At 27.0% G+C, this 16,824-nt stretch carries 14 protein-coding genes and 1 pseudogene; 10 read left to right on the forward strand and 5 right to left on the reverse strand.

Annotated features, from left to right (window positions below; translation table 11 throughout):
• Window positions 1–116 precede the first annotated feature (116 nt).
• Entirely contained in the window at window positions 117–1,289 is a 1,173-nt protein-coding gene (locus tag QPK35_RS07335; RefSeq protein WP_290033298.1) for an MFS transporter, read from the reverse strand.
• A 318-nt stretch (window positions 1,290–1,607) separates the two neighbouring features.
• Between QPK35_RS07335 and QPK35_RS07340 the strand changes: the two genes are divergently transcribed.
• The 6 genes from QPK35_RS07340 to QPK35_RS07360 all read left to right on the forward strand — a co-directional run bounded on the left by QPK35_RS07340 (window position 1,608) and on the right by QPK35_RS07360 (window position 6,961).
• A complete protein-coding gene (locus QPK35_RS07340; RefSeq protein WP_290033299.1) occupies window positions 1,608–2,453 on the forward strand; it encodes a helix-turn-helix domain-containing protein in 846 nt (281 codons plus the stop codon).
• Window positions 2,454–2,553: 100 nt separating this feature from the next.
• On the forward strand, window positions 2,554–3,090 hold the full coding sequence (locus QPK35_RS07345) for a response regulator (RefSeq protein ID WP_290033300.1): 537 nt from the start codon (window positions 2,554–2,556) through the stop codon (window positions 3,088–3,090).
• Window positions 3,091–3,132: 42 nt separating this feature from the next.
• Entirely contained in the window at window positions 3,133–3,222 is a 90-nt protein-coding gene (locus tag QPK35_RS08055) for a hypothetical protein (RefSeq protein WP_353851771.1), read from the forward strand.
• Window positions 3,210–4,169 carry a sensor histidine kinase gene (locus tag QPK35_RS07350; protein ID WP_290033301.1) on the forward strand — a complete coding sequence of 320 codons (960 nt, stop codon included), beginning with the start codon at window positions 3,210–3,212 and terminating at the stop codon, window positions 4,167–4,169. Before QPK35_RS08055 ends, QPK35_RS07350 begins: the two co-directional genes overlap by 13 nt.
• A gap of 101 nt (window positions 4,170–4,270) precedes the next feature.
• On the forward strand, window positions 4,271–5,017 hold the full coding sequence (locus QPK35_RS07355) for an ABC transporter ATP-binding protein (RefSeq protein WP_290033302.1): 747 nt from the start codon (window positions 4,271–4,273) through the stop codon (window positions 5,015–5,017).
• Window positions 5,018–5,032: 15 nt separating this feature from the next.
• Window positions 5,033–6,961: an FtsX-like permease family protein gene (locus QPK35_RS07360; RefSeq protein ID WP_290033303.1), complete on the forward strand. Its 1,929-nt coding sequence runs from the start codon at window positions 5,033–5,035 to the stop codon at window positions 6,959–6,961.
• Between the two features lie 195 nt (window positions 6,962–7,156).
• On the opposite strand, the gene QPK35_RS07365 is transcribed toward QPK35_RS07360, so the two are convergent.
• From QPK35_RS07365 to QPK35_RS07375, 3 genes are all read right to left on the reverse strand, one after another.
• Window positions 7,157–8,380, reverse strand: a complete 1,224-nt coding sequence (locus QPK35_RS07365; protein ID WP_290033304.1) for an ABC transporter permease — start codon at window positions 8,378–8,380, stop codon at window positions 7,157–7,159.
• A complete protein-coding gene (locus QPK35_RS07370) occupies window positions 8,355–9,284 on the reverse strand; it encodes an ABC transporter ATP-binding protein (protein ID WP_290033305.1) in 930 nt (309 codons plus the stop codon). The genes QPK35_RS07365 and QPK35_RS07370 overlap by 26 nt, the downstream gene beginning before the upstream one ends.
• Window positions 9,285–9,554: 270 nt before the next feature.
• Window positions 9,555–10,556: an NADP-dependent oxidoreductase gene (locus QPK35_RS07375; protein WP_290033306.1), complete on the reverse strand. Its 1,002-nt coding sequence runs from the start codon at window positions 10,554–10,556 to the stop codon at window positions 9,555–9,557.
• Window positions 10,557–10,685: 129 nt separating this feature from the next.
• Here QPK35_RS07375 and QPK35_RS07380 point away from each other — a divergent pair, with 129 nt between their 5' ends.
• From QPK35_RS07380 to QPK35_RS07390, 3 genes and pseudogenes are all read left to right on the forward strand, one after another.
• Window positions 10,686–11,099 (forward strand): MerR family transcriptional regulator, encoded by a 414-nt coding sequence (locus tag QPK35_RS07380; protein WP_290033307.1) that lies wholly within the window; start codon window positions 10,686–10,688, stop codon window positions 11,097–11,099.
• Between the two features lie 279 nt (window positions 11,100–11,378).
• Window positions 11,379–12,757 (forward strand): annotated as a pseudogene (locus tag QPK35_RS07385) (MFS transporter).
• Window positions 12,758–12,794: 37 nt separating this feature from the next.
• Window positions 12,795–14,030, forward strand: a complete 1,236-nt coding sequence (locus tag QPK35_RS07390) for an MFS transporter (RefSeq protein WP_290033308.1) — start codon at window positions 12,795–12,797, stop codon at window positions 14,028–14,030.
• A 93-nt stretch (window positions 14,031–14,123) separates the two neighbouring features.
• Here QPK35_RS07390 and QPK35_RS07395 read toward each other — a convergent pair whose 3' ends face one another.
• Window positions 14,124–15,470 carry an MFS transporter gene (locus QPK35_RS07395; protein ID WP_290033309.1) on the reverse strand — a complete coding sequence of 449 codons (1,347 nt, stop codon included), beginning with the start codon at window positions 15,468–15,470 and terminating at the stop codon, window positions 14,124–14,126.
• 380 nt (window positions 15,471–15,850) lie between these two features.
• Here QPK35_RS07395 and asnA point away from each other — a divergent pair, with 380 nt between their 5' ends.
• On the forward strand, window positions 15,851–16,813 hold the full coding sequence (gene asnA, locus QPK35_RS07400; protein WP_290033310.1) for an aspartate--ammonia ligase: 963 nt from the start codon (window positions 15,851–15,853) through the stop codon (window positions 16,811–16,813).
• Window positions 16,814–16,824: the final 11 nt, after the last annotated feature.

A 16,824-nucleotide genomic window follows, 5' to 3' on the forward strand; every position in this document is an offset into this window, starting at 1 on the left:
GAATTAGGTATTTTATCAGGCGATTTGTTATGCAAAATTTACTAAAAGAACTCTAGAAAAAAGGATGATTCTCTTTAATTATATTTCGACAAAAAATCACATTTGCTTGAAAAAAATTAATTTTTTCTCTCGTTGGAGGAATAAAATTTGATTAACATTAAAGAAAGTAATGTAAAGATTAATATCATTATTTTTTCAATAAGTAAAAAGTTTAAATGATTATTTAAAATTCCGATTATCCATAAGATAATTACAGAAACTATACTAGATATGGTTTCTGACAATGAAATGACTGATGCAACAATTTTATTTGAAGATTCTTTTTGAATATTTACTACTAATTGATTATTGTATAAATTGAATGGTAGTAAAAATAGGATTATTAAAAATAAAAAAAGTATTTTATTTTTGATTAATAGTGAAGAAAAATAGAAAATAAAAATATTTACTACTAGAAATGGTAATTTTTTAGAAAAATCGAATTTACTAAATAATGAATTACCTAAAATTGCAATAACTTGAAAAAGAATATATAAAAGTCCGAAGTAGGCTTTTGTAAAATGTTGTTTTAAAAAATTAATTTGCCAAAATTGAAAAAATAATTGGGTAATTATTTCAAAAACACCATATAATGCTATTGATATTATTAATCGATGTTGTTTAGTAATTTGTTTTAAATCATTGATAATATTATGAAAATTTTCGAAATTATTACTTGGCTTTTCGATATTTTTTTGGGGATGAAATATAAAAGTTATTAATATTAGTGAAAAGAAAATTAGTACTAGTGAAATAATATAAATTTTAATGTTAATTTCCTTATAAATAAATGATCCAATTCCACCACCGATTAAACCACTATATAATGTAGAGTGATTAATTAATACATTGATGTGTTTAATTTCTTCATCACTTTTGGCTCTACGTATAAAATATGAATCAAGAGATCCACTCATGGAAGCAGAACTCATTCCATATATAAACCATGAGATACACAGGATGGGGAATTTGTTTGAAACCATTGTAATAAAGTAAGATATTCCTAGTAATATCAATGATAATTGATACATGAATTTTTCTGACCAAATATCAGTTAGAAATCCAGAAGGAAATTCAAAAATGATTGCTGCTAACATAAAAAAACTTTGAATGACAGCAATATCAGAAATTGACATTCCTTTATTCAATAGGATAACTGTTAAAATGGCATGAGGAAGAACTCTAGCTAAATTATATATAAATAAACTTAGTAAATAAGTATTTCTATTTAAATATTTTTCTTTAGTCATCTATGAACACCCTCTCTACTATCCATTTCTAAAGAAATTAGTTTACAAATAACCATAAAACTATAGAACATATTGATAATAAATTTATTTTTTTATATGTAACTTTCTCATGTTAACATTCTAATCATATACTAATATTTTAATATATATAAATTTGATGATTATACGCACATTTTAAGAATACAGCGTTAAACATAGATATATAAATAAAAAATATTTTTTTATATGTAACTCTCCCTTGTTAACATTCTAATCATATACTAATATTTTTAATATATATAAATTTGATGATTATACGCACATTTGGGAGACAATAATATGAAGTGGAATTTTGGGAAAATATATAAAAAAATAAGAAAATCAAAAAATATTTCTCAATCTGAGATATGTTCAGATGAATTGTCTAGATCAACATTATCTAAAATAGAAAATTGTAAACTAATGCCAAGTTATCAAACTATGGATTATTTATTAAAACAAATAAACATGACTTTTGATGAATTTAACTATTTATGTAATGAATATAGTCCAAATTTGAGAGATAAATTAATTCATCGTATCGAAAATGTTTTGCAAAATTATGATGAAGGGGAATTAAATTCATTAATCAATGATTGTATAAAATATTTAAAAACAAATAATGATCTTTATCTCGAAGAAATGTTAAACGTTTTACTAATTGATAAACGATTGAAAAAAAGTAGGGATTTTGATGAGTTGTCTAAAGAATTAGCTAAATCTATCTGGAAAAAAATAAAAAAATCGGAAGAGTGGTACTTTAATGATATTTTGTTATTAAATAATATTTTATTTATCTTTCCATTTCCAGTTATTAATGAATTAACAAGCAAGTTGTTAGACCAGTTGGAAAAATATGATAATTATAAAGATTCAAAGGATATAATATGTAGACTGATCATTAATTTATCAACTATTTATTTGTATAATGATGATCTAGAAGGGTGTAACCATATATTAGAACAATATAGTGATTTGATATATTCTACAAAGAGATTTGATTATATTGCGATTTTTTTAGTAAGACATGGGATAGTTATAAAAAATAAAAATATAATAGTAGATAAAGGAATAAGTATTTTATCTAATTTTGATGAAAATGATTTATTAATGGATTTAAAAAAAGAAGTAAATATATATTATTGACAATAAAACATATTAAATTTTGTCGAAATATATGGATTGTGAAAAAATAATGCTTTGTTAGAATAATGTTAATGAATGTTAATTATGGGGAAGAAAAATTATGATAAAAGTATTTTTAATTGAAGACGATGAATTTATCTTAAATGAAATTTCACAGGCATTGAAAAAATGGAATTATAAAACTGAAATAGTTAGTGACTGGCAGAATATTGATAATGAAATTATTGAAAATGACCCAGATTTAATTACAATGGATGTCACTTTACCTAGTTTTGATGGTTTTTATTGGACACAACGCATTCGGCAAGTTAGTAATATTCCAATTATTTTTTTAACCGCTCAAAATATAAATAGCGAAGGAACACGTGCTTTAGCAGTGGGAGCAAATGATTTTATTGAAAAACCATTTTCAATGGATTATTTAATTGCTAAAATCAACTTATTAGTAAAAGAAAAAGATGATTTAACTAATTCAAGGTTTGTTGTAGGAGATTTTCATTTAAATTTCTTAACAAATACATTAAAATTAAAAGATAATACACTTCACTTAACAACTACTGAAACGATTATTTTGAGAATACTTTTTAATTCTTCGGAAAAGATTATTTCAAGAAAAGAAATTATTAAACAATTATAGGATAGTGAACAATTTATTAGTGAAAATATCCTTGATGTTAATATCAGTCGTTTACGTCGCAAATTATCACAACTTGATACTAAGGATCATATTATTACAATTCGGGGGAAAGGATATCAATGGAAAAATTAAAAAACATAATCAAAATAATTTTTCCAGGGTTAATAATATATACAATAATTATTTTGATTTTTGCTAGTTTTGTATTTCTTTATCAACTAAAAAAAATATTAATTTTATCTTTTATTCAATTTACTTGGCCATTTGCTTTAGGCATAATTTGTATTTTCATATTTCATTATTACAGTACAATAAATAAATTAAAGCATCATGATTATCGAAAAAATGACTTATTTTTTCAAGATAATCTTTTTTTTAATGAATTAGAAAAAAACTGGAAAAAATATAATAATGAACGTAATGAAATTATTCATAAACAACAGGTACGTGAAAATTATTTTCAGCTATGGTCGCATGAAATTAAAACGCCACTTACAAGAATAAAATTAATGTTGCAAAATTCTTCATTAGTCCAATCAGATAAGCTAAATGAACAGATTATAGTAATTCAAAACCAACTAGATTCTCTTTTATCATACGAAAGGCTAAATAACTTTAATAACGATTTACATTTTAATAAAGTAAATTTAAAAGATATATGTAATCAATCTATTAAAAAATTAATGGAACTAGCAATTAGCAAAAATATCTCAATTTATAATAATATTGGAAATCTGATTTATTTAACTGATGAAAGATGGTTTGAAGTCATCTTTCACCAGCTATTACTAAACGCAATTAAGTATACTGGTAATAATGGAGAAATTGTTATTAATTATCAAAACCATGTACTTTCAATTACTGACAATGGAATTGGAATATTAGCTACAGATCTTCCAAATGTTTTTAAAGCGGGATTTATTGGCGAAAATTCTCGTAATAATGAAAATTCAAGTGGTCTTGGATTATATCTTGTCAAACAAATATGTGATATTCTAAATATTCAAATTCAAATTATTTCTAAAATTAATTTTGGAACAACTATTAAATTATGCTTAGATTCTCAACTAATTGAATAAAAATAACAAATTGTAAGGTTCATGTTAATACTGTAAGTACAAAATTAACATGAACCTTTTTATAATTTATTTATGAATTATAAAGAAAGAGGCTTTATTAAATGAATATTCTTGAAATCAATCATCTTCAAAAAATTTATAATGAACACCAGCCAGACCAAGTTATAGCATTAAAAGATATTTCTTTTGAAGTTAAACGAGGAGATTTTATTGCTATCATGGGTGAGTCTGGAGCAGGAAAGTCGACTTTATTAAACATAATTGCAACTTTAGAGCAAGCAACAAGTGGGCAAATAAATCTTAATGGTACAAATTTAATGACTCTCCATGAAAAAGATCGTGCTAGATTTCGACGCGAACATTTAGGATTTATTTTTCAACAATTCAATCTTTTAGATACATTGAATAATCGTGATAATATTTTTTTGCCATTAGTTCTAGCAAAAAAGAAACCGGAAGAAATGCAAACGAAATTAGAACCAATTGCCAAAAACTTGAATATTACTGGATTACTGGATCGCTTTCCTTATGAAATTTCAGGAGGCCAAAAGCAAAGAGTAGCTTCTGCACGTGCTTTAATTACCTCTCCGGAACTTCTTTTAGCCGATGAACCAACAGGAGCTCTTGATTCGACTAATTCAGAAAAATTATTAAAACTTTTTCAAAAAATCAATCATTCAGGACAAACGATTTTAATGGTTACGCATAGTCCACTTGCAGCAAGTTATGCTCAACGAACGCTTTTTATTAAAGATGGTATTATCTATCATGATTTGATCTGTGGAGATCAATCACAAGATGATTATCTAACAAAAATTTCAACAGCGACGACTGCTTTATTAAGATAAGGAGGAAAATAATATATGACATATTTTAAGCTTGCAATAAGTGGAATTTGGAATAATAAAAAACAATATTTTCCATTTATATTTGCATCTTCAATTCTAGTTGCGTTTAATTACATAATTCTTTCAATTAAAAATAATGCAAGTATTGTCCATGCTGAATTAGGTACACAATTAATTGGATTAGTAAGAATTGTTGATTATTTTGCAATTATTATTACTTTCGCTTTTTCCATCTATATCAACAAAATTTTAAATAAGAATGAAGGTCAAGAATTAGGATTGTATAGTATGCTTGGTTTTACTAAAAGTAATTTACGAATTCTGATTTTTATTCGAGAAGTTATTTGTTATTTTGCATCAATTATCATTGGTATTATTCTTGGAATGAATTTTAATTACTTTGCTTTTTTAGTTTTGAAAAAAATTCTTAATACTGGTCAATTTGTATATCAAAATTCGTTTGCTGATATTTTAAAAACTTGTATTCTTTTTGCTAGTATTTTTGGAATAATGATAATTATTCGTTTTATAAATTTAAAAAAAGTAAATCCAATTGAGCTTTGGTACTCAACAAATAAAAATGAAAAGGAACCACGAACTCCGATTATCTCCGGAGTGATTGGAATTATTCTTTTAGGATTAGGTTATTATATTGCAATAAATACTAAGCCAAATATGGCCGCAATTATAAAATTTACATTTGCAATTCTTTTAGTGGTTTGTGGAACATATCTTGTATTTACTTCGTTTAGCATTTTATTATTGAAATTTCTTCAAAAAAGAAAAAATTTTTATTATCAACCTAATCATTTTATTGCAATATCGGGAATGCTCCATCGAATGCGAGAAAATGGGGCTAGTCTAGCTTCAATATGTTTATTATGTACTTCAGTAATTGTTATTATGATTAGCGGAGTAAGCATGGCTGTTGGAAAAAGTAATTTGTTAAAATTATGGAATCCATATGACGTAATTATTTCAACTCCTAAACAATTTAATAATCAGCAAATTAAGACAATAAAAACAACCGCTGAAAAAAATCATATACAAATTACAGATTGGCAAAAAAGTAAAATGTCAACGCCCATTTATGGCTCATTTGTTAACCAAAAATTTGATTATAGCAATTTAAATACAGCTAAATATCAATTATCATTAATTCCTTTGAGTGATTATAATCGGGTTACACATGATCATATAAAATTAAAAAAACATGAGGCATTAATTTATAGTCCAGATAAAAATGTTGAAGGGAAAATTTCAATTAATGGATTTCAATTGAAAACAAAATCGTTAAAAAATTTCAAGTTATACTTTAATTACCAGCATGCAATATTTCAACCAGTGTTTATTATTGTCAAAAATCAGCAACTTTGTACAGAAATTACTCGACAACCAATGTTAAGTCTTAATTTTTTTAATAGTAAGGGAAAGAATAAAGACCAAATTAAATTTATTAAACAAATGCAGGAAAAATTAAAGTTAGATAATACGGAAATTTCTTCTAAGGCTGAGCTTAGTGTGATTCTAAATCAAATGTATGGAGGATTTCTTTTCTTGGCTTCAATTTTAAGTTTAATATTACTAATTGTTACTGTTATGATGATTTATTATAAACAATTATCAGAGGGATATGAGGATCAATCACGATTTCAAATGATGCAAAATGTTGGACTTACTGATAAAGAAACAAGTAAAGCAATTCATAGTCAAGTAATGATGGTTTTTGCATTACCGATTATAGGTGCTGTAATTAACAGTTTATTTGCATTTCCAGCTCTTAAAAGTATTTTAAAACTATTCTCAATTTATAGTTTTTCACTAGTTCTTAAAGTTAGTGGGATTGTAATTTTGATAATTATCCTTAGTTATATTAGTATTTATCTTTTAACAACTTGCGTTTATCATCAAATCATTAATCAAAAAAATTCTAATATTAAATGATAGGGGAAAATGAATAAAGACTTACGGAATTGAAAAAAATAAAAGAATTTAACAGATAAAAATATTGTTTTAAGTTAAATGAATTGCTCTACTCCTATTAGAGAAATAAAAGCACATTGTACTAAAAAAGAGACTTGCTCCACCGTAAAGCAAGTCTCTTTTTTACCGTTTTTATTTTTATTCAACTATTCATTCTTAGTGGATTAAATTATAAAATAAATTATGATTGCTATATTTAAAAATATTCCGTTTATAAATAGTACTTGCAGTGAAGAAAAGTGGAATCAATGTAAGGATACTAATAAATAATGAAATCCATCCCTGTGTATATGAAACGGTTCCAGTTGCTATTCTTACAGGCATAATACTTTGGCTAGCAAATGGAATATAGGAAAATATTTTGATGAATTCAATATTTGGTTGTAATGAAGCAATTAATCCAATTGTATAAGGAATCAATATTAATGAAGCAACTGAACTGGTTGCTTGAGAAATATCTTCAATTCTTGAAACAAAAGAAGCAATAATGGCTGCAAGTAAAATATATAAAATTACAGCAACAATCATAAACAGTGCTGATAAGACAATATATTTTATTGAAACTCCTTTTAAGAAATCTAAATTAATCAATGATTTTTGATGAAACATAGGTAAGATAATATTGGTGATTCCGACTAATAATACATATATCATTACTTGAAACATTAATAAAAATAGAACGCCAAGTATTTTTCCAGCAAAATAGCTATTAGTTGATGTTGAGGATAAAACACTTTCAATTAAATGATTTCCTTTTTCGCTTCCAATTTCTGAACCTGTAATACTAATGTAACTGGTTAAAATAAGAAATCCACCAATTACGATAAATTGACTGATTTGTTGCATTTTTTGAAAATGTTTGGACTTCGTCTGATGATGATTAATTGATGAAGTTTGAATTTTAACCGGGGAAATAATTTCTTGTATTTGACTTAATGAGAGTCCCATTTTTGTAGCTAAATTTTGAGTTTTAACTGAATATAAAAGTTGCTCAAGTTTTTTAATAGATGAATCTGACATATTTTGTTTTTTATAAAAGTATTTAATGTTATTTAGATTGTGGCTTTTAACGTATAAAATGCCATCTAAATTGCCATCATTTAAATAAAGTTTAGCTTGGCTTAATGAGTTAAGGGAGGAGTCAGTAAAATTAATATGACATTTGCTTAGTTTATTTTGCTGAAGAATTTCATTTTTTATATCTTTTGATGCAATGATTGTAATTGATGGATTAGAATTTTCTATTTGTTTTTGAATAAAATGATTACAAAATAACCCAATTATGACTAATAAAAGTGGAGCAAAGATCATCCAGTAATAATTAGGTTTTTTGATTCTTCTTGTGAATAAACTTTTAGCAACAATCAATGTTTTCTTCATAATTTTTCCCCTCCTGAGTAATTACATGTTTGAAAATGTTATCTAATGATGGAAGTAAAATTTTAAATCCATTAGTTTGGTCATAGTAATCACTTTTTAATTTTTGAATTGCTAAGCGAGCATTTTTTTCGGTATCAAATTTTAATATAAATCCTGGATATGATGGAGATACATTTTTAATGCCATTAAATGAATTAATAATATCGTTGTTAAAATTACCTTCTAAATAAATACGATTTTTAGGAAAACTATCTTTAATTTCATTAACAGATCCATTTAGTTTCGTAATGCCATTAACAAGCATAAGTACCTTATCTGAAACTTGTTCCACGTTTTGCATATTATGTGAAGAAAAAATAATTGTAGTTCCTCTTTTTTTAAGCTCCATGATAGCTGTAATTAAATTTTCAGTATTAACTGGGTCTAATCCTGAAAAGGGTTCATCAAGAATAAGTAAACGAGGCTGATGAATAAATGAAGTAATTAATTGGACTTTTTGTTGATTGCCTTTAGAGAGTGTTTTAATTTTACTTTTATTGTTTCCTTTCACGCTTAGTTTATCCATCCAGTAGTTAAGATTTTGAAGGGTTTTACTTTTAGGATAGTTATGTAATTCAGCGAAATATACAACTTGTTGTTCAATTGTCATATCTAAGTACAGTCCACGTTCTTCTGGCATATAACCAACGAAATCTAAATCTTTATATGATAATTTATGTTTATTAAAAAGAATTTTTCCTGAATCAGGGGTGATAAAATTAAGAATCATTTTAAAAGTTGTAGATTTTCCAGCTCCATTTTGTCCGACAAGTCCAAGTGTTTCACCTTTTTTTAAATTAAAAGAGAGGTTGGAAACAGCTATTTGATTATCAAAAGTTTTAGAAACGTTTTGTAAAGATAACAAAATATAGTCCTCTTTTCTTTAATTTGTGGCATTTATATTCGTTAGAATATCTAATCGTTGCCTATTATTACATTTATAAATAGTTGTGTAAAGAGAAGGCTAAATTATGTTATTTCTTATTAGAAACGACAATTACTTCATAGAAAAAACAGGGAACAAGACTTAATAGTTTTATTCCCTGTTTTATTAGATTTTTAAATCTATATTGATTTAAATAGTAAACAATAATTAGATGTCAAATAATATTTATAATAGTTGATTTATCAAAAATCAAAATTTGATAATTGTTTTACCCTTAGAATGTCCCTGATCGATTTTAGATAAAGCATTATTAATTTGTTCAAATGGGAAAACTTGATCAATCTGAGGATGCATTTGTTTTTCTTTATAAATAGTAGCAATTTTTTTAAGTTGTTGACCATTTTCTTTCACAAAAAGAAAATAGTATTTTTGGTTATTTTTAGCAGCTAGTCTATCTAACTTTGCACCTGCAAGTCCAAATAAAATACGTTTAGATAATGGCAAATGCATTTGTTTAGCGAATTCATAATTTGGCATGTTTTTTAATGAAACTAATTTACCATTACTTTTTAAAATTTTAAATTGTTTTTTGGTTTCTTCGCCACCAAGAGTATCAATTATATAATCAACTTTATTTGAGATAACATTGAGATAATTTTCTTTTTTATAATCAATAAATTCATCTGCTCCTAGATTTAATACTTGTTTTGAATTGTTACCATTCCCATTTGTAATAACATATAAGCCAAAATATTTAGCAAGTGGAATAGCTATTGCACCAAAACTGCCAGTTCCTCCTGAAATGAATATTCTTTTTCCTTTTTGAATATTCATTAAATCGAAAGCTTGCATAGCAGTTAGTCCGGTTAAAGGAATAGCAGCAGCTTCTTCATCAGAAAGATAATCAGGGACTTTAGCAACAGCATTACTATCTATTGCGATGTATTCAGCAAAAGCACCAATATGATTTAAAGGAAGACGAGCAAAAATACGATCTCCTTGTTGGAACTCGTTTACATCTGAACCAGTTTTAATTACTTTTCCTACAACCTCATTTCCAGAAATCAAAGGAAGTTTATACGGTAATATAAGCTTTAATTGACCTCTTGAAATCATATTATCAACGGGATTAACCCCAGCAGTTAATGATTTAATTAATATTTGATTTTTTTTAGGTTGGGGCATAGGAACTTCTTTAAAAGTAAGTTGAATGTTATTTTTGTTATATTTATTAACAGTAGCTATTTTCATAATTTATATTCTTTCTATAATTATTTTAATTTTGTGTGGATTTAAGAACAGGATTAGAATCTCTTTTAAAGTGGATTATACTTTTCAAGTGTATACTATGAAGTATAGTTTATAGTCAAGGAGAAAAAAATGAATAGTAAAGAAATATCAAGAAAAAGTGGCTTACCAATTTCAACAATACGTTATTATGAAAAAATTGAATTGATTCCATCTCCTTTGAGGAAATCTAATGGATATAGAGATTATGATGAAGATGTGCTTTTTCTATTGAGAATAATAAAAAAACTAACTTATCTTGGATTCTCTTTACGCGAAATAAAAGAAATACTAAATTTTATACAAATTCATTCTAATATTTCAGATAATTTAGATTATATACAAGATATTTTAGAACAAAAAAACAAAGAGATATTAGAGAGACAAGCACAATTAAAATTAATTAGTGATCAATTAGCTGATATTAAAGAGAAAGAAAAATTTGAAGGGTGCCCAATTAAAAAGGCAGTAAAAAAGATATTAAACATTTTCTTGAAAAAAGCATAGGTAATCAAACATTTTGATGCGATAAATCGAGCTTGAATTTGTTTTATTTCAGAGTGAATTACTGTATACTTGTTGTATTTTATTTATCAAGCACCATAAAGAATGCTAACTAATATGTATTATATATAGAGAGTTTGTCCGTTTAAGATTAGTCAACTTATTCGGGCATTTTTTATGTTTCTATTTGATTAAAATAAAAAATATAATCTTTTTGTTTCAGTCTGAGTGATAAATAAATTACAATTTAGTTGATTAATTTTGATTATAGGGCGGAAAAATATGTATTCAAAAAATAAAACTGTATTAGCTGTTATTGCTGGTAGTTGTCTTGGATTTATTGGAATTTTGATTGGAACATCGTTGATTGTTACATTTCCAACATTAATTAAGCAGTTTAATTTGCCATTGTATATTATTCAATGGCTTTCTTCAGGTTATTATCTTTGTGCAACTATCATTATGAGCACGACTTCAGTTGTCATGCGTTCCTTTTCATTAAAAAAGATTTTTATATTATCTTCATGTTTATTCTTAATTGGAATGATTACTAGTTTTTTAGCATCAAATTTTATCATATTACTAATTGGATGTTTAATTAATGCAATTGCAACAGGATTAGCAACGCCATTAATGTATCAAATTGTATTTTCAACCGTTAATCAAGCAGATTATGGTAAATATGATGGGATTGTAACGATGATTAAATCTTTTGGTCCTGCATTTGGTCCGACTTACGGTGGCATTTTAACTTCTTTATTTTCATGGAAATTAATTTTTCTGGGGACAATTCCATTATTAGTAATTGCGTTTATTATTGGGATGTATGCGTTACCTCATCAAAATGATTCAAATAGGCAATCATTTTTAAGTACTTTTAACTTTAAAGGCTTAATTTTATTTGGTGGGATGCTAGTTAGTTTTAGTATTTTCGTTAATCAATTAGGAACATTAAATTTAAAAAATTTAGTATTTATGAGTGTTATGTTACTCGGCTTAGGAATACTATTTATCCATAATAACCAACATACTTCAAAAAAATATTTAAATTTCAATGTTTTAAAAAATAAGATTGTAAAGAAACGAGCATTTAATTTTTTCAGTTTACAATTTATTAATTTATCAATTGCGTTTCTTTTGCCAATCTATTGTGAGGAACTTTTGCATTTGACACCATTTTTGGCTGGATTATTACATTAGTAGGGGCATTAATTTCGCCATTAACCGGTAAATTTTATGATAAATATGGAGCTTTTAAAACATTTCTTTTTTCAAATACTTTTATTGTAATAAGTTTGATTTTATTTTTATTACTTTATCCACATTTAAGTATTGAATTAGTAGTTTTAATTTACGTTATCTTTAGAGTTGGATATTCTATGGGATTTGGAAATTTGATGGCTGATGCAGGTAAATATGTTACTAAGAATAATCGTTCAACTTTAAGTGCTTTATTTAATACTTTCCAACAATATTCTGGATCAATTGGAAATACTCTAATGGCAACCTTTATTTCAATTTTATCCACATGGAAGTTTTCGGGAAATGAAGCATTAAAGTTAGGTGGAAAAATGGGATTTGCTTTATTAACATTAATTGCAGTAGTGATGTTGCTTTTTACTACTATGGAGAAAAAGCAGCAAAATGAAAAGGATATATAAATAAAAAAGACAGTATTGTAGTAGGGGGAGTATTCATTTGAATAAAATTTGGAAATTAGTATTAAACGATTTTTTAAGTACAACTGCAATTCAAGCATTTGACATATATACTATATGGTACATTGCACATATTACAGGAAATCAACATCTAATTGCACTTTTTGGTAGTGTAGGCATTTTTGATATTTTATTGTCACCAATCGGAGGAATTTTTTCAGATAATTACTCAAAAGAACAAATAATTAAAGTAATTAGTTATATTAGATCAGTTTTATTTGTTGGCTTATTCATTATTGTATTAGCTACTAAAAATGTCGATTTTAATGTCATATTAATATCAGGTCTATTGAGTATTTTAAGTGCTTTTTATACACCAGCTACCGAATCTATTATTCCTGAATTATCTATTGATGAAAATGAATTGTTTGTAAACAACACATATCTTAATCTAGCAGGACAGTTAGCCGCAGTAGCTGGTGCAGGAATTGGAAGCTTATTAATTTTAATATTTAAGCCATCAATTGTTTATCTGATTATTGCTTTTTTAGTTCTTTTATCAAGTTTATTTGTTGTTAAATTTTTTGAAAAAAGTGTTCAAGGCAAAATAAATTCTTTTTCAATAAGGGATTTATTAAAAAAAGAAAGTCGCCAAAAAATTAGTTTCAATCTAAAAAGTATCTGGAAGTTTCCAGTCATAAAGGTTTTATTCCCATATGCTTGTGTGATTAATTTAAGTTATTGGATGTTTTACTATCTAATGCCAATTTATTTAGGGCAAGAGTTCAAAAAAATTAAGTTTGCATATTCAATTCAAGAATTAACAATTGCAATTGCAGCGTTAATTTGTGGCATACTGTTAAGCAAGTTCTCAGACTATTTTATAAAAAAAGCTAAATTATACACTAGTTACTTAATTGCACAATCTGTTGGGATTGTAATGATGCCACTTATTTTTATCTTTTTAGAAAACGAATTTGAAAAATTAATAATATTAATTAGTGCTTGGCTTATATATGGCATTTTTAACTTTCTATCAAGTCTGATTCTTATTACTAAAATTCAACAATTAGTAGATAGAGCAAAACTTGGCACAACCTTGGGAATTGTATTTTCAGCGTTTGGTGCTTTGAATCCTATAGCAGCAGGATTAAGTGGCTTAATTCATCATATAAACTCAATAACTGTGTTTGCAGTTGGAAGTATTATGTTATTTGTGTCAGTTATAATGTTATTTGATAAGAGAATTAATCAAGTTCTTTCTATTGCAAATTAATACTAATGAAAATAATTTTGATGCTTAACCTATAATCAAAAGTAGGTTGATTACTTAACAAAAAAGACTTGCTTGAATAAGCAAGTCTTTTAATTATGCTTCCTTAACTTCTTCTTGTATATCCTTTTTTTCGCGAATAAGAATATATATTAGTAAGAATAATGCAATAAATGCTGCTGCATACAAAACTGTATTACTTGCAACCCAACCAAATTTTGATACAAGAATGCCAATTAAGGCTGTTGCAAGTGTTTCTCCAAAAATATATTGGAAAAATCCCATAAATCCAGTAGATGAGCCAACTGCAAATTTAGGAACAGCTTCATTAACCATTAGACCTACGAGTGTAAGTGGAGCATAGATTAAACTCCCCATAATAAGTAGGATTACCACAATTAAAACATGATTTTGACTGAAAAAGTAGGCTGTTAAGCATGCAATCAAACCTACTACACAACCGATACATACTATCGCACGATAATTTTTTAATAAATCCGAAATTGCGCCAATTAAAATGACGCCAGGAACTGCTGATAGCTCAAAAATTCCCACTAGCCACTTGGCAAAATCGGGACTAAAACCTTTTTGCACAAGATAACTTGGAATCCAGCTCATAATGCCATAACGAACGAGATATAAAAACATTGAAGTTAAAGTAATTGCCCAAACCATTTTATTGTTAAGAATATATTTCATAAAGATTTGGGGTAGACTTAAACTCGAAACTTCCTTATTATTTTCTTCACCAGTGTCTAACTGAATAACATCCCCTGTATACTCAGTAATACTTGGTAAACCCACTGTTGTTGGCCGATCACTGCCAACTAATAAAATGAAAATTCCAATAATAATTGCTACCGCTGATGCAGTATAAAAAACATCACGAATAGAATCAGTGAATAAGAAAGTTGCAAATTGAACGATTGCTACACACGCAAACGCTCCTGCATTATGTGCTGATGACCAAATGGAATAAATTGCACCACGTCGTTTTTTTCCCCACCACAGTTGTACTGTACGTTGACATGCTGCAGCTCCCATTCCTTGAGCTATTGATATTACAAGCATTAAAAACATCATCACATAAAAATTTTGAGTAGACCCAAGAAAAATATTTAAGACTGCTGAGATAAATAAACCAGCTGCTAAATAATGATTAGGGTTACTTTTATCACTTAAAGCACCCATAAATAACTTAGAAATACCATATCCAATACCGAAACATGACAAAATAAGTCCGATTTGTGCCGTCGAAAAATGATATGCTTTCATAATTGGAGTTTGTTCGGTCGTAAAAATTAACCGAATAATGTAATATCCAATATAACCAATACAAATTGCTAATAATACCCCTGTTTGCCGCCAAATATATGTAGATTTGATTTTATTTGCCGGCACTTTTTTCTTAGAATCTGGTGCAGGTTTTAAAAATGAAAACATAATATTGACTCCCCTTAATTGTTAACTATCCCCGGGAACAACTATATTTTAACAGGTTAGGAAAGCGTTTTCAATAGTGGAAAATGATATTCAGGCGGTTGGTCATTAATTTAATTTGCTTTTAATTTAAATTTAATCATATTAAATATTGACAATATAAAAATTAAAAAATATAATACAATCAAGGGATATAAAGGAGGAGTTAAAATGGTTAATTACAATAATGTTAATAATAATAATCGTACATATTTTATTAATATTATTGCGGATAATCATGTTTTATAATTCTATACTTTTGTATCTTCATATTATTTAGATGATTGTATTCAAAGGTTATCTGCAGAAGCAGATAACCTTTTTTCTTTTGGAGGGATTATATTATGGATGATAAATATCAAATACTCAAAGACATTTACATTTTAAGACAAACTTTTAGCGAAGAGTTAAGTAAAAATTTGAAGTTGATTCCGACACCAGCTCCACTTTTTGTAGATAAACAATCAGGTTTAAATGATAACTTAAATGGGGTCGAACGCCCAGTACAATTCATGACCAAAGGAGGAGAAGACTTAGAAGTAATTCATTCTTTAGCTAAATGGAAACGTTATGCACTTTATAAATTTGGAATTGAATCAGGACATGGCATTGTAACAGATATGAGGGCAATTCGACGAGATGAGGACTTAGATGCGATTCATTCGTATTATGTTGATCAATGGGATTGGGAGAAAGTGATTTCAAAGGAACAGCGCTCATTAGCCTTTCTGAAAGAAACGGTAACAGAAATTTTTCAAGCATTAAAGACAACCGAAGATATTTTACTTAAAAAAGTACCAAACCTATCACGTAAACTTCCAGATGAAATTTCATTTATAACCACTCAAGAATTAGAAGATAGATATCCAAACCTAACTCCTAAAGAGCGTGAAAATATAATTGCAAAAGAAAAGAAGGCCGTTTTTATTATTGGAATCGGCAAAAAACTAAAGTCAGGTAATAGACATGATTTGCGGGCACCTGATTATGATGATTGGGAATTAAATGGCGATATTTTAGTTTACGATCCTGTATTAGATAGCAGTTTAGAATTATCATCGATGGGAATTCGAGTAGATGATGAATCATTGAAACGACAACTAAAAGAATGTAACTGCTTAGAACGTTTAGAATTACCGTTTCATGAAAAAATTATTAAAAAGCAGTTACCATATTCCATTGGTGGTGGAATTGGTCAGTCAAGGCTTTGTATGTTTATGCTTGAAAAGCAACATATTGCTGAAGTACAACCATCAACATGGAAGTCGATTTCCAAACAATTAGATGAAATAAGCTTTTTAATTTAGGGGGTAACTGA

It is taken from the genome of Ligilactobacillus cholophilus, from assembly GCF_030389495.1.
GTDB lineage: Bacteria > Bacillota > Bacilli > Lactobacillales > Lactobacillaceae > Ligilactobacillus > Ligilactobacillus cholophilus.